The 14635-nt window shown below is 63.4% G+C and carries 10 protein-coding genes; 7 read left to right on the top strand and 3 right to left on the bottom strand.

All coding sequences use genetic code 11. The features are described from left to right. Window positions 1-316: 316 nt before the first annotated feature. The 7 genes from YUU_RS51145 (at window position 317) to YUU_RS51135 (ending at window position 12246) form a co-directional block, all read left to right on the top strand. Entirely contained in the window at window positions 317-1684 is a 1368-nt protein-coding gene (locus tag YUU_RS51145) for a hypothetical protein (protein ID WP_084801482.1), read from the top strand. Between the two features lie 118 nt (window positions 1685-1802). After that, complete coding sequence (locus YUU_RS51140; RefSeq protein WP_245288049.1) at window positions 1803-2345, top strand: hypothetical protein; 543 nt, start codon at window positions 1803-1805, stop codon at window positions 2343-2345. 374 nt (window positions 2346-2719) lie between these two features. Next, window positions 2720-3748 carry a helix-turn-helix domain-containing protein gene (locus tag YUU_RS0119320; protein WP_027523887.1) on the top strand — a complete coding sequence of 343 codons (1029 nt, stop codon included), beginning with the start codon at window positions 2720-2722 and terminating at the stop codon, window positions 3746-3748. A 307-nt stretch (window positions 3749-4055) separates the two neighbouring features. Further along, complete coding sequence (locus YUU_RS0119315; RefSeq protein ID WP_198031778.1) at window positions 4056-6974, top strand: autotransporter domain-containing protein; 2919 nt, start codon at window positions 4056-4058, stop codon at window positions 6972-6974. Window positions 6975-7001: 27 nt separating this feature from the next. Further along, window positions 7002-8717: an outer membrane protein gene (locus tag YUU_RS0119310; RefSeq protein WP_245288041.1), complete on the top strand. Its 1716-nt coding sequence runs from the start codon at window positions 7002-7004 to the stop codon at window positions 8715-8717. Window positions 8718-9164: 447 nt separating this feature from the next. Then, entirely contained in the window at window positions 9165-10313 is a 1149-nt protein-coding gene (gene rnd, locus YUU_RS0119300) for a ribonuclease D (protein ID WP_027523884.1), read from the top strand. A 301-nt stretch (window positions 10314-10614) separates the two neighbouring features. After that, entirely contained in the window at window positions 10615-12246 is a 1632-nt protein-coding gene (locus YUU_RS51135) for a tetratricopeptide repeat protein (protein ID WP_084801480.1), read from the top strand. A gap of 70 nt (window positions 12247-12316) precedes the next feature. Here YUU_RS51135 and YUU_RS0119290 read toward each other — a convergent pair whose 3' ends face one another. From YUU_RS0119290 to YUU_RS0119280, 3 genes are all read right to left on the bottom strand, one after another. Beyond that, window positions 12317-13699, bottom strand: a complete 1383-nt coding sequence (locus YUU_RS0119290; protein WP_027523883.1) for an aspartate aminotransferase family protein — start codon at window positions 13697-13699, stop codon at window positions 12317-12319. Between the two features lie 147 nt (window positions 13700-13846). Then, the gene (locus YUU_RS58745) at window positions 13847-14029 is read right to left on the bottom strand and encodes a hypothetical protein (RefSeq protein ID WP_156944386.1); all 183 of its coding nucleotides are present in this window, start codon (window positions 14027-14029) and stop codon (window positions 13847-13849) included. 26 nt (window positions 14030-14055) lie between these two features. Further along, entirely contained in the window at window positions 14056-14619 is a 564-nt protein-coding gene (locus YUU_RS0119280) for a cysteine hydrolase family protein (protein ID WP_027523882.1), read from the bottom strand. Window positions 14620-14635: the final 16 nt, after the last annotated feature.

Below are 14635 nucleotides of genomic sequence, written 5' to 3'. Positions count from 1 at the left end.
GAAGACGCGCCTATAGCGACATGAATCGGAACGGTTATGTTCGCGACGCCACGCGCACGATAGCTGACTTCTGCCGCGCTCATGCAGCGCGCGATTCTCCGGTAGATCTACGGTGAGCAGGGATGCCGTGTCTTCCCTCAATTTCGTGTTTCATTTCCTGTCATTTCCAATTTCACGACAATTCGTTACTCGATCTGTCTTTTCCTCACGCCTTCCGCCAAAGAAGAAGCACGAGTCAGGCTGCGCACGCGAACGAGCGTGATGCGTCCCTGGCAATGATGCGAGCTTGCTGTCTGAGGGACATGAGGAGACGACAATGTTGAAACGCATACGGACATGCCAAGCCGCATCCGCGGCTGTCGCAAGCTCTGGTCTACTGCAATTGAGGCGCGGGTGCCTGCCTACAGTTGGGGCCGCCCTCGGCGGACTCTTCCTGCTCCTCGCACCCGGCACGGCCTCCGCGCAGTTCATTTGCGTTGACGGATCAGCCTCGAATGGCGGATCAACCGCGGCAACCAGTGCCATGGCTTGCGGCGTTTCCCAGACCGCTTTCGGCCCGAGCAGCGTGGCTGTTGGCGCCGGCAACCAGGCGCTCGGCCAACAGAGTGTGGCCATTGGCAGCGCCAACACGGCAAGCGGTCAGTTCAGTGCTGCTGTCGGAACTTTGAACACGGCTAGCGGAGCCTCGAGTACGGCCGTCGGGGTCAACTCATCTGCAACCGCCGCTGGAACGATCGCCGTGGGAGCAGGGAGCACCGCGAGTGGGGTCTCCTCGACCGCGATTGGCGAGAATACGGCCGCCAACGGCACCGGCGCGATCGGCGTGGGCACTTCCGCGGTCGCAGCTTCGGCCGGCTCAATCGCTGTTGGTGCCAGAGCCTCTGCGACCGGCCTCGGCGCAATTGCCTCCGGCATAGCAAGCAGCACGAACGGCGTGGAAGCCAGTGCATACGGCTCCCGCAGCGTCGCCAGTGCCGACTATACGACCGCTGTCGGCATGACTGCGAGCGCGACCAACGTCGGCGCAACCGCCGTCGGCCAAGCAAGCCAGGCGAGCGGCGTGAGCGCCGCTGCGTTCGGCGCGGGCAGCATCGCCGGCGCCGACAATGCGACCGCAATCGGCACGACAGCGAGCGCGACAGGCGTCGGTGCAACCGCGCTCGGTGCGGGTGCGAGCGCTACCTTCGCCAACTCCACTGCGATCGGCAATGGCGCCTCGACCAGCGCGGCCAACCAGGTCGCGATTGGCACCGCTGCGAATACCTATCGCCTGGCCGGCGTCACCTCCGCTGCCAGCCTCGCTGCGCAATCCGGGACGACCTACATCGTCACGTCAGATGCGAACGGCAATCTTGCCACCACCGGCTTCAGCTCGGCAAACCTGACCTCGCTGCAGTCGCAGATCACCTCCCTGCAATCCCAGGTCCTCGACAACAGGACCGAGGCGCGGACCGGCACTGCCATCGCCTTGGCGGCATCCTCCATGCCGGCACTTCAGCCCGGCCGAAAGTTCGCGCTTTCCGCTGGCTACGGTAATTTCCAGGGCAGCAACGCGTTCGGCCTCGGTGCGACCGCACTCGTCTACGACAGCAAGAGCTACGCCGTCGTCGTGAACGCCGGCGCCGGCATCGGCCTCGAGCGCAATATCGCCGGTGGCCGCGGCGCGGTTTCGGTTCAGTGGTGAGACGTCCTTGATCGAGCGCGCGGTGCGTCGGCGACAAGACGGGTCGCTGATCGTTTCGGAGCCGAGGAGCAGCAGTTCGCGCCGTCTGTGCGAACTGCTCGTTGCCTCGCTCGCGCTCCTGGCTTCCTGCAATGTGATCGCCGAGGCGCAGCAGCGGCCCGGCCACGAAGCCGCGCAAGCGCCGAAGCCGGCCAACATCGACCGCAACGGCGTTCTGACGCTGGTGCGCGGAACGCTGCTTGCGCTGGACCACGGCAACAAGACCGGCAATTACACGGTCCTGCGTGACCTCGGCGCGCCCGCATTCTATGCCGGCAACAGCGCCACACGGCTGGCTGAGATCTTCGCCAAGCTCCGCAACGACAAGCTCGACCTCTCGGGCGTTGCCGTGATCGATCCGCAGCTCTCGCTGCTGCCGCAGATCGAAGCGAACGGCATGATGCGCATGGCAGGATTTTTCCCGTCGGTGTCGTCGCAGATCAACTTCGAACTGATCTATGCGCCGGTCGATGGTCAGTGGCGCCTCTTCGGGATATCGGTCGCGGTCGGCCAGTCCGGTCCAGTGGCACCGGCGCCGCCGCCCGAGGCGTCACAGCCAGCAGCGAAGCCGCCGACCATCGAGAAGAAGCCGCCCGCCCCGCAGCCGCCTGCGAAACAATGACGCCTTCGGCTTGTTCTGCCGCAGCCGCTTCAACAAATTCAGTGTCGTTCCCGCGCAGGCGGGAACCCATAACCCCAGGCTGCACTTGTGGCGCGAGATAGGGGTTAGCGATCTTCCAAACACAATCTTGGGGTTATGGGTCCCGGGCTCGCGCTTCGCGCGCCCCGGGACGACGATGTTCTCCCATATGCGATTGCCTTGACCAGTCGCGCGACAGTGACGATGTCTATGGCGCCATGAACTCGAGTCCGTAAGCGAACGGGCTCGCGTGCTTTTTCCCGCCGTTTCCTCTTTCGTTTCCCGTCATTTCCGATTTCGCGATAATTCGTGAGTCGACCTGTCCTTTCCGCACGCCTTCGGTCAAACAGACCAAAATGGCAGAGCACCAGGACAAACATCTTCCCCGCTCGATCCTCGACACGCGCGGTCTCCCGGGAAAGCAGGCACTCACCCTCTGGCAGGAGCACGCAAGCGTCATCTACGACGTGCGCACACCGAAGGACTACCCGCAGACCTACGACGTGCTCGTGGATGCCTGGCAAGTCGGCAACGTTCTGATCGGCGATGTCCACGTACCCGCCCAGGATTGGAGCCGCTCCCGCGCGTCTATCGCTCGCGATGGAATGGATCTGTTCATGGTGCAGATTCTTCGCAAGGGTTGGAACGTCCAACGGGACGGCGGTCAGATGGTTCGCGTCGGCGACATCATGGTCTATGACATGGCGCAGCCGATAGACAGACGTGGGGGCGACAACCAGGCACTCATCCTGATGTTGCCGCGCAATCTGCTCGGCCCTCACCTCAAGGCGCCGGACGAACACAACCACCATGTGCTGTCGTCGATGGACCCGCTCGCGACGCTGCTCAGGACCCATCTCACCGAGCTTCACTCCCTTTTGCCTGCAATGTCGCTGGATCAGGCCCAGGCGCTCATACCCACGACCGTGCAACTGATCGCCGCGACGCTCAACGGCACGGTTCAGGAGGAACAGGCCGGGCCCGTGCGCATGGCCATGACCGAGCAGATCGGTTCGTACATCAACGCCAACATCCGTGATCCCGGCCTCAATCCGGAAACCATTGCCGGCCGATTTGGGATGACACGGCGCAATCTCGGCTATCTCTTCGAAACCCATGGTGGCGTTGCCGCTTATATCAGACGCAAGCGCCTGTCCCTGATCCGTACGGCCTTGGCGCATCCGGCGCACAAGGCACAGTCGATCGAGGCGATCGCCGAAGCGCATGGTTTCAACCACTACCGCAGCTTTGCCCTCGCCTTTCAGCGGCAGTTCGGTCTCACGCCACGCGAGGTGCGCACACTGGCGCACGAGGGCCAAGCCCTGCCGTCAGCACCGGACAGCAGGCTCGCAGACTGGGCGCACTGGATCAAAGGCCTGAAGTGACGGGGTCGCCAAGCCCTGCGACTGCACCGCGATAGTTGCGGCCCGCCGCGACATGAATCGAGGAGAACATGTTTGCAGCGCCACGCGCGGAATCGCTGCTTCAATCCAGCTCTTGTCGCGCACGATTGTTCGCTAACCCTCAGGGCAATAAGCGCGCTCTTCTCTTCCTGCAATTTCCTCTTTCATTTCCTGCCATTTCCGATTTCGCGGCAATTCGTTGCTCGATCTGTCCTTTCTGCTCGCCTTCCGTCAAACAGACATGAGACAGGCCGCAGTCGTGCCTGCGGAATGAATGACGGAATTGCAGATGATCTCGACAGGACGCGCGCGAAAGCCAGCCCATCCCTTCTCCCGCTTCATCCTGGGATCACCACGACCGCTGTCAACGAAGCGCTCGCGCGCTCATTCGCTGCTGCTGGCGTCGACGGCGCTGACCGCCTTGATTTCAGCGCAACCGGCTGAGGCCGGAACTCCGGTCTGGACCGGAGCCTTTTCCTCGGACTGGTTCCTCACCAGCAACTGGAATCCAACCGGGCTGCCGAACGCTAGCGACACCGTGACGATCGACCAGATCTCCCCCAATGCGACCGCCATCAATGGAGGCGCGGCAAATGCATTGTCGACGTACGTCGGTGCCGCAGCCACCGGTCAACTCACCATCAGCAATGGCGGCACCTTGACCGATAGCAATGCCGCGCTCGGCTTCCAGGCCGGCAGCACGGGCATTGTCACGGTCACCGGCAGCGGTTCGACATGGACCAACACCGGTGATCTCTCGATCGGTCGCCTCGGCAGCGGCACGCTCCAGGTTCTCTCGGGCGGCAGCGTCAGCGCGGCAAACGCCTATCTCGGCGATCTCGGGAGCAACTCAAGCGGCAGCCTGACCGTGAGCGGCGCCGGCTCCTCGTTCACGACATCGGGCGGAATGGTCGTCGGAAACACAGGCACGGGCAGCCTGACGATCGCAAATGGCGGCCAGGTTACGAACAACGGCTTCATTGGCGCCGTCGTGGGCGGTATCGCGAACGGGACGGCAAGTGTCGATGGCGCCAGCTCAAGCTGGAGCATACCCGGAAACTTCATCATCGGCGATCAAGCTCAAGGCAGCCTCTCGATCAGCAATGGCGCCACGGTGACGGCTAGTAACACCGTTCTCGGTTTCCAGTCCGGGGGTGTTGGTGGATTGACCGTCAGCGGCGCGGGATCGTCCTTGACCACAGGTTCGCTCACAATCGGCTATGGCGGCGGCGTCAACGGCCTCAATTACGTGGCGATCGGCAATGGCGGTTCGGTGACGGTGACGTCCGATGTCGTCAATCTCGGGTTCGGCGGCGCCGTCGGGGTACTCTACATCGGAGCGGGCACATGGCAGGCAGCCGCTGCGCCGGGCACCTTGAATGCGTCGCTGATCCAGTTTTCGACGGGAGCCAACCCGTTGGGCGGGGTCGACTTCAATCACACCTCGTCGAACTACGTATTCTCTTCCCAATTCGCTGGTAACGGCGACATCAGCCAGTTCGCCGGCGTCACGCAACTGACCGCCGACAGCAGCGGTTTCACGGGCAGAGTCTGGGTCATCGGCGGCACGCTGGCGGTCACCGGTTCGATCGCCAATGCCACAAGCTTCTATGTGGCACCCAATGGTACGCTCGCCGGTACCGGCACGATCGGCAGTTCTGTCGATGTCCATGGCGGCATCCTTGCACCCGGTTTCAACGGCACGGGCACCCTGAACATCCAGGGCAGCCTCGTGATGAACAGTGCCGCGACCTATCTGGTCCAGGTCTCGCCCGCGAGTGCGACTAGCACCGATGTCACGGGCACCGCGACTCTCGGGGGCGCAACCGTGAACGCGGTTTTCGCCCCTGGTACCTACATCACGAAACAGTACACCATCGTCCACGCGACCGGTGGCATCAGCGGCACCTTCGGGACATTGGTCAACACGAACCTGCCGTCGGGCTTTACCAGCAGCCTGAGCCAAGACGCCAACAACGCCTATCTCAATCTGACCCTCAATCTGACGCCCGGCCTCGCGCTGCCCTCCGGGCTGAACGTCAACCAGCAGAACGTCGCCACGTCCATCACCAACTTCTTCAACGCGGGCGGCAGCGTGCCGATCGCATTCGGCGGCTTGACGCCGGCCGGGCTGACGCAGCTGTCCGGTGAGGTCGCGACCGGCTCGCAGCGGGCGACTTTCAACGCGATGGGTCTGTTCCTGGGTCTCCTGACCGATCCGGTTTCGCGAGGCGATGCCGGCGTAGCCACGGCGTCCGGCGCCACCGGATTTGCCGATGAGAAGCACGATACCGCGCAGCGGCGCACCGGCGACGCGTTTGCCATGGCCATGGATCCGTCGCGGCGCGCTCTGTTCGAGCAGCGCTGGAGCGTTTGGACCTCGGCGTTCGGCGGCTCGCAGTCGACGAACGGCAATGCGACCATCGGCTCCAACGACACGACCAGCCGCATCTTCGGTGGCGCGGTCGGCGCGGACTATCTGTTCTCGCCGAACACGTACGCTGGTTTTGCGCTCGCCGGCGGCAGCACCAACTTCAGCGTCACCGGCTCTGGCTACGGCCGCTCGGATCTGTTCCAGGCCGGCGCCTATGTGCGTCACACCAAGGGGCCAGCCTATGTCACGGCCGCGCTCGCCTATGGCTGGCAGGACGTCACCACCGATCGCACCGTCACCGTCGCGGGCATCGATCGCCTGCGTGCCAATTTCCAAGCCAATGCCTATTCGGGGCGCGTGGAAGGCGGCTATCGCGTCATCGCCCCATGGACGGGCGGCATCGGCATCACCCCCTATGCCGCGGCTCAGGTCACGATGTTCGACCTGCCCGGCTACGCCGAAACGGTCCTGGTCGGCACTGGCACCTCCGCCCTCACCTACGCGGCGAAGAGCGTCACGGACGCCCGCAGCGAGCTCGGCGTGCGCACGGACAAGTCGTTCGCCGCGCAGGACGGCGTCCTCACATTGCGCGGCCGCTTCGCCTGGGCCCACGACTTCAACCCGGACCGCTCGATCGCCGCAACGTTCCAGGCACTGCCCGGCGCAAGCTTCGTCGTGAACGGCGCCGCACAGGCCACGGATGCTGCGCTGGTCACGGCCGCGGCGGAAAAGAAGTGGCTGAACGGCTGGGTTGCCGCCGCGACGTTCGAGGGCGAGTTCTCGAACGTGACCCGGTCCTATGCGGGTAAGGGAGTCGTTCGGTACCAGTGGTGACCGGGATGACGCCCGAGGGGCTTACGCGTGATCGGTGGACAGGCAGGCCTCCCTTTCCCAAACCTTCCTGTTTCACTTCCTGATTTTTCCGATTTGGCGACAGCTCGTCGTTCGGCCTGTTCATCCTGCGCGCGCTTCGGCAAGACCATACGAGGGGCATCTGAATCGGGTCATGCCAAACAGATTGGGTTGGGGATTGAAATGAAAAAACTTCTGTTCGCGCTGGGCACGGTCACGGCAATGACCGGGGCGGCCTCGGCGGCCGACCTCGCGGCCATGCCCTATGTGAAAGCGCCGGCGCCAATCGCCGCGCCGAGCTGGACCGGCTTCTACGTGTTCGGTGGCGGCGGCGGTGGTCTGTGGAACGCCGACAGCAATGAGGTGGCGGTAGGAGCTGGATTTGGCGGATTTCCGGCTGGGACCACGCTCACGCGTGATCAGCGCCTCGGCGGAAGCGGTTGGTTTGGTACTGTCGGTGCCGGTTACGATTGGCAATCCAGCAACTGGGTGGTCGGCATCTTTGGCGACGGCCAATTCGGCGACATCCGCGGTTCGCTGTCCGACGCTTACTTCGCCCTGGAGGGCCGTGAAAAATTGCGCACCAGCTACGCGGCCGGCGCGCGCCTTGGTTATCTGGTTGCGCCGAATGTGCTGTCCTATGTCAATGGGGGCTACTCTGGCTCGGATTGGTCGGGAGCCACCCTGAGCACGTTGTACGCAGTGCCCGTACCTTCTGTCACTACGGCGACCTCGTCGTTTCGGCGTGACGGCTGGTTTGTCGGTGGTGGCGTCGAGAACAACCTCAATATCTTCGGCATCAACGCCCCCGGCTGGTTCATGAGGACCGAGTACCGCTCGGCCTACTACAACCGCATCGCTTTGCCTGAGACCAGGACCGATAACGGCCTGCTGACGGGCACCGCCGTCACCTTCAAGCCGTGGGTGCAGACCATCAGCACTTCGCTGGTCTACCGCTTCAACTCGGGCGGCCCGATCGTTGCGGCAACCGACCTCGCAGCCCGGCCCTATGTGAAAGCGCCGGCGGCCGTTGTCGGGCCGAGCTGGACCGGCTTCTATGGCTTCGGCGGCGCTGGCGGCGGCCTGTGGAATGCTGACAGCAACATCGTCGCCACCTCGACCGGCGGCCTTGGACCGGCCGGCACCGTGCTAGCGCGCGACCAGCGACTGGGCGGCAGCGGTTGGTTTGGTACGGTCGGCGCCGGCTATGATTGGCAGTTCAGCTCCAACTGGGTGGCCGGTATCTTTGGCGACGGTCAGTTCGGCGATATCCGGGGTTCGTTGAGCGAAACCATCGTTTTCGCGGAAGGTCGCGAAAAGCTGCGCACCAGCTACGCAGCGGGCGCTCGTCTGGGTTATCTGGTCGCGCCGAACGTACTGTCCTACGTCAACGCGGGTTACTCGGGCTCGCAGTGGTCCGGGACCACTCTATCCGCCTTCGACGACGGCACGCCCTACCACACCACGCCTTCGTTTCATCGTGACGGCTGGTTCGTCGGAGGCGGCGTGGAGAACAGTCTCAACCTTTTCGGTATCGCTGCCCCCGCCTGGTTCATGAAGACCGAGTATCGCTCGGCATTCTACGATCGCATCAGCTTGCCCACTACCGATGTATTTGGCCGACCGGGCGGCAGCGCGCTTACCTTCAAGCCCTGGGTCCAGACCATCAGCACCTCGCTGGTCTACCGCTTCAACTCGGATGGCGCGGTGGTCGCCAAGTACTGATCCGATCTGCATCTCGAACATCAAAGCCCCGGCATCGTCCGGGGCTTTTTCGGTGGCGAGTCAGGCTGTGCGGCCCCTGCGTTAACCCACCGTCCACCATCCCGCCCACGCGTCCGCCGGTAACCACGACAATTAACAGACCGTCAATTCACCCCCGACAAGTCTAGCGATCTTTCGGGGAGTTTGGCCGTGGATCTCTTGGTTTTCGAGTTTCTGGGACTGGCGATGCTCGCCATGTGCGTGGTCGTGGTGGCGCTGCCCTGCGGGCGGAAGCCGTCGCGGCGGATCCGGTACGAGTAGGATTTCCGCGTCCGCGACCTAACGGATTGGCCCGTCCGCGGCCGGGAGGGGCGATTCCGGTCGAAATCAACCTTCGAATTCGTTCCAACCCCCTTGACATCACAGCACTTTCGGCAGAACGGCTGATGTACGTGTCATGGGCCGTTCATGGATCTGATTACCACCACCGCTGACCTTGCCGCTGCCTGCAGCCGTCTGGCCGAGCACCCCGTCATTACCGTCGATACCGAGTTCCTGCGCGAGACCACCTACTACCCGCTCCTGTGCGTGGTGCAGATGGCGAGCCCGAAGGAGGCCGTGGTCATCGATGCCCTCGCCGAGGGCATCGACCTCAAACCCTTCTTCGAGCTGATGGGCAACGAGAAGGTCCTGAAGGTCTTCCACGCCGCCCGCCAGGACATCGAGATCATCTGGCACCAGGCCAACATCATCCCGCATCCGGTGTTCGACACCCAGGTCGCGGCCATGGTGCTCGGCTATGGCGACAGCATCGCTTATGACCAGCTCGTCGAGAAGGTCACCGGCCACCGGCCGGACAAGACCCATCGCTTCACCGACTGGTCGCGCCGGCCGCTGACGAAGGAGCAGATGCACTACGCGGTGTCTGACGTCACGCACCTGCGCGAGGTGTTCGCCGCGCTCGACGCCGACCTGAAGAAGCGCCGGCGCAACGAATGGGTCTCCATCGAGATGGAGATCCTGACCTCGCCCCGCACCTACGACTTCCACCCCGAGCGCGCCTGGGAGCGGCTCAAGACGCGGGTGCGCAAGCCGAAGGATCTGGCGGTGCTGATGGAGGTCGCGGCCTGGCGCGAGCAGGAGGCGCAGAGCCGCGACGTGCCGCGTGGCCGCGTGCTGCGCGACGATGCGATCAGCGACATCGCGACCCACGCCCCGACCACGGTGGAGAAGCTTGCTCATCTACGCTCGGTGCCGAAGGGGTTTGAAAAATCCAGGTGGGGCGCGGACATCATCGCCGCGGTCGAGCGCGGGCTGGCGCGCGACCTCTCGAAGCTGCCGAAACTGGAGAAGCCGCGCAACAATTCCAACGGCGCGGCGATCGTCGAGCTGCTGAAGGTGTTGCTGCGGATGACCGCGGAGCGCCATGCGGTGGCGAGCAAGGTGATCGCGACCGTCGACGATCTCGAAGAGATCGCCGCCGACGACGAGGCCGACGTGCCCGCGCTGCGCGGTTGGCGCCGCGAGCTGTTCGGCGACGCCGCGCTGAAGCTGAAGCACGGCCAGCTCGCGCTCGCGATCGACAAGGGCCGCGTGGTCGGCGTCACCCGGGCGTAGGAGCCGGCGACTCTCGCAAAGTCGTCATGGCGAAAGCCAGGTAGCGGCAGGGACGCCCATTGCCGGACGCCCTCCGCACCGGTCCGTACGTGCCCAATTGAGACATACGGCTCCCACCTCGGGTGGGTACCGCAGGCCGCGGATATGCGACTGGCGGTATGCGACCCGCTACCCACGGCCGTAACCTCCACCTGCCCCAGAGCCAAATTTGCTCGCCGAAGCATAATCGTTTGCCCGAAACGCGGCTTGCGCCCGTTTAACACACGGTGCGGAACAAACCGTCCAACCGGAAAGGGCAGGTATGAAAGGGCAAACTGGAGAGGCCGCGCGCGCAGAAGCAATGGTCGCCCTTCTGAACCGTGGCAATCACATGATGGATCAGGGCGAGTTGGCAAGAGCGATCGAGGCCTACCGCGAACTGATCACCCTTGCTCCTCAATTTGGCCCGGGACATCGCAATCTCGCATTGGCGCTCGAACAGGTTGGAGAGCTTGCTGAAGCGCTATCGGTATGCCGCCATGCGGTAGAGATTCAGCCCGATGATCTCGAAGCCTATCTGATTATGGCCAGCCTGTTGCTCAGGCTTGAGCGGACAGATCAAGCGGTCTCCATGTACCAACTTGCCGCCTTGGCGGCGCCTGGCCGATCCGATGTCCAAGCCAGCCTGGCGGCCGCGTTGACCCGGCAGGGACGGCTGGATGAGGCGAGCGCAGCGTGCCAAAAGGCAATTGAACTCTCCCCGCAAAACGTCGGCGCGTATCTCAACCTCGGGATCGTTCACAGCAAGAGAGACGATTTCGAAGGCGCAGTCGAGATCTACAGAAAAGCGATCAGCATCGATCCGAATTCGCCCGAAGTCTCGACGAATTTGGGCGTGGCGTTGAGCAATCTAGGCTTGAGCCAGGCGGCGATAGCGACGTCCCGTCGCGCAATTGAGCTTAGGCCCGGCGACCCGATGCTTCACTACAATCACGCGATGCTTCTCCTCTTGGCTGGTGATCTCAAAGCGGGCTTTCGAGAGTTCGAGTGGAGGCATTCTCACCCAGCTCCGCGGTTCAGGCCTGGCGCATTCGATGTCCCTCGCTGGAGGGGAGAATGTCGCAACGGCCGGACCCTGTTGATTCATGCCGAGCAAGGACTTGGCGACACCCTGCACTTTGCTCGCTTCGTATCTGCAGCAGCCGCAACAGGAGGCCCGGTCGTTCTGCAGGTTCAGCCCCAATTGGTTGAGTTGTTACGAGACAGTCTCGACGTGACCGTGATCTCGCGCGACGAGCCAGCGCCACCGTTTGACCTGCACGTGCCGCTAATGAGCCTCGCCTATGAGCTCGCTACCAGCATCGAGACGATCCCGGCAGAACGACCGTATCTCAAGGCTGCGCCGGCAAGAATTTCTGCTTGGCAACGGAGGCTTGCCAAATACTCAGGCCTCAAGGTCGGGGTCGTTTGGGCAGGAAACCCCGGCCATCTGCATGACCGGAAGCGGTCTCTGCCGGCCGAAGCTCTTCTACCAAACCTTCTGATTCCCGGCGTCCAACTCTTCAGCCTGCAAAAGGAGGTCCGCACGAGCGACCGTCCGGTACTCGAACAGCTGAAGGACAGGGTTGTTGATTTGGAGCCTCTCCTGACGAACTTCGCGGAGACGGTGGCTGCTGCGAGCGTAATGGATCTCGTAATCACCGTGGATACAGCGGTCGCACATCTGGCAGGCGCACTTGGCAAGCCAACCTGGATTCTGCTGCCGCATATTCTGGACTGGCGGTGGTTCTATGAGCGGGAAGATAGTCCGTGGTACCCGACTACTCGCTTGTTTCGTCAACATCGCCCCGGGGACTGGGAAAGTGTGCTCAATCGGCTACCTCGAGAACTGGAGCGTCACGCGGCGGATGTCCGACCGCCGGCGGAGCAGCAACAGGCAATCTGCCAAGTCTGAGGTCCTGGCTTTCGCCAGGACGACACCGAAGGCGTGACCAACGCGCTTCGCTCACGATGACGCTCTTCCCCTAGGCCGGCGTCAGCTTTGCAGCCTCCGTCTTCATGTCGTCCAGCACGCCCGCGATGGTGCCCACGAGCTCGTCGATCTGGCTCTTGGTGACGATCAGCGGCGGGCAGATGGCGATGGCCTCGAGCATGTTGCGCGAGATGACGCCGCGCTCCTGGAGCATGCGCGCCGCGATGCCGCCGACTGCGCCCGGCGTCGCCGCGGCCGTCTTGCGCTGCTTGTCGAGCACGAGTTCGATCGCGGCGATCATCCCGACGCCTCGGACCTCACCGACGAGCGGATGGCTCGAAAGCTCGCGCAGCCGCGCCTGCAGATGGGCTCCCGTCTCCGCAGCATGCGCAACCAGGCCGCGCTCCTCGATGATCTTGAGGTTTTCCAGCGCGACTGCCGCGCCGACCGGGTGACCGCCTGCCGTGAAACCGTGGCCGAGAACGCCGATCTTGTTGCTCTCGTCCGCAATCGGCTCGAACATCCGGTCATTCATCAGGACCGCCGAGAACGGGAAATAACTCGAGGTGATCTGCTTGGAGACGACGATCGCGTCGGGCTTGATGTTGTATGTGTCGCAACCGAACATCTTGCCGGTGCGGCCGAAGCCGCAAATGACCTCGTCGGCGACGAGCAGGATGTCATACTTCTTCAGGACTTGCTGGACCTTGTCCCAATAGGTCGCGGGCGGAACGATCACGCCGCCTGCCCCCATCACCGGCTCGCCGAAGAAGGCCGCGATGGTGTCCGGACCTTCCTTCACGATCAGCGCTTCCAGCTCCTCGGCGCGCCGCGTCGCAAAGGCTTCCTCGCTCTCGCCGGCCTGGCCGTCCTTGTAGAAATGCGGCGAGCCCGTGTGCAGGATGTTCGGCAACGGAAGATCGAAGGAACGGTGATTGTTCGGCAGGCCCGTGAGGCTTGCGGAGGCGATCGTGACGCCGTGGTAGGCGCGCATGCGGCTGATCACCTTCTTGCGCTGCGGCTGTCCGAGGGCGTTCGAACGATAGGCGATCAGCTTCAGCACCGTGTCATTCGCCTCCGAGCCGGAGTTGGTGAAGAACACCTTGCTCATCGGCACCGGCGCGAGCGCGACGAGCTTCTCGGCGAGATCGATCGAGGGCCCGTGCGATTTCGCGGAGAACGTATGATAGAACGGCAAGGCCTGCATCTGCCGGTACGCGGCCTCGACCAGCCGCTTCTCGTTGAAGCCGAGCCCGACGCTCCACAGGCCGGCCATCGCCTCGAAATAGCGCTTGCCCGCGGCGTCGAAGACATAGGGCCCCTCGCCGCGCTCGATCACCAGCGGGCCATTCTGCTGATGGGTGCGCGCGTTGGTATAGGGATGGAGCTGGTAGGCGACATCCCGGGCTTCTTGCGAATTGGGCAGCATGGTCATCACATCATTCCTTCAGCCTTCGGCGCGCGCCGAAACGGAGCTCGTCTGTCGACGACATCGTCACTTGGCTATTGCGGCGCGGCTCAACTTGCAACGTCAATTCGTCGGCAGCACAGCAGCGTTGCAGGAAACGGATAAAGCGTGGGTTCAGGCGGCTCCGTCATCGTCGCCGCCATCCGAGGCAGCCTCGGCCGCCTCGCGCACCTCGACGAGCGCCATCGAGAGCAGATAGACGGTCGTCGACAGGCCCAGCCGGCGCGCCGTTTCAAGGGCGAGCGACAGATCGCCTACGAGACTTTCCAGCTCTTGCCCCCGGGACAATGTCGTCAATCACCCTCGTCGCGGACCGCGCCCGTCTACACCGCGATGGCGCCGCTGGTCCTGATGAGCTCGGCGCTGGGACGAAGTGTAGCAAAATTGCTGATCACGTTCACCACCGACTGCTTGTAGTCGGCTGCATCGCCATGGCCCGGATGGCGGCAGGCGACGGCGTCGGTGACAACCTGGTAGCGATGGCTCCTGTGAAAACCGTCGACCACTGTCGCCAAAATCGTCTCGTCGAGCGAGAAACCAAGCAGTACGCAGCGGATGTTCCGGATGTTCGCGCTGTAGTCGGCAAACCGCGCGGAACTGTAGGCCGACGGCAGCGGATGCTCGAACGTGATCTCGCCCGGTCGCGGCTTCAGCTCGACAATCCAATCGGTCAGCTTGGATGCCGGATTGAACCAGGCGGCCTGCGCAATGCGCTTGAGGTGCATCACCGGCCAGAGATTGTCGCGCCACAGCGTCAACAACTCCAGGCAGCGCGAGGTCGTGGCGTCGCCGTCGAGAATGACATGGCGACGCCCGGGGGTCAGATATTCGACCTGCAGATCGGCGCAAACCAGGATCGGCGGATCGTCGTGAATGAAGTCCGGCATCTTCTTGTTCGTAGCT

Source organism: Bradyrhizobium sp. Ec3.3 (assembly GCF_000472925.1).
In the GTDB taxonomy this organism is placed as follows: Bacteria; Pseudomonadota; Alphaproteobacteria; order Rhizobiales; family Xanthobacteraceae; genus Bradyrhizobium.
The sequence above is the reverse complement of the archived record's forward strand: the minus strand, read 5'-3'. Positions and strand labels throughout refer to the sequence as shown.

Excerpts from the sequence above, each read along its gene's own strand:
- YUU_RS51145 (WP_084801482.1), top strand. The coding sequence starts at position 317 with ATGTTGAAACGCATACGGACATGCCAAGCCGCATCCGCGGCTGTCGCA.
- YUU_RS0119320 (WP_027523887.1), top strand. The coding sequence starts at position 2,720 with ATGGCAGAGCACCAGGACAAACATCTTCCCCGCTCGATCCTCGACACG.
- YUU_RS0119315 (WP_198031778.1), top strand. The coding sequence starts at position 4,056 with ATGATCTCGACAGGACGCGCGCGAAAGCCAGCCCATCCCTTCTCCCGC.
- rnd (WP_027523884.1), top strand. The coding sequence starts at position 9,165 with ATGGATCTGATTACCACCACCGCTGACCTTGCCGCTGCCTGCAGCCGT.
- YUU_RS51135 (WP_084801480.1), top strand. The coding sequence starts at position 10,615 with ATGAAAGGGCAAACTGGAGAGGCCGCGCGCGCAGAAGCAATGGTCGCC.
- YUU_RS0119290 (WP_027523883.1), bottom strand. The coding sequence starts at position 13,699 with ATGACCATGCTGCCCAATTCGCAAGAAGCCCGGGATGTCGCCTACCAG.
- YUU_RS0119280 (WP_027523882.1), bottom strand. The coding sequence starts at position 14,619 with ATGCCGGACTTCATTCACGACGATCCGCCGATCCTGGTTTGCGCCGAT.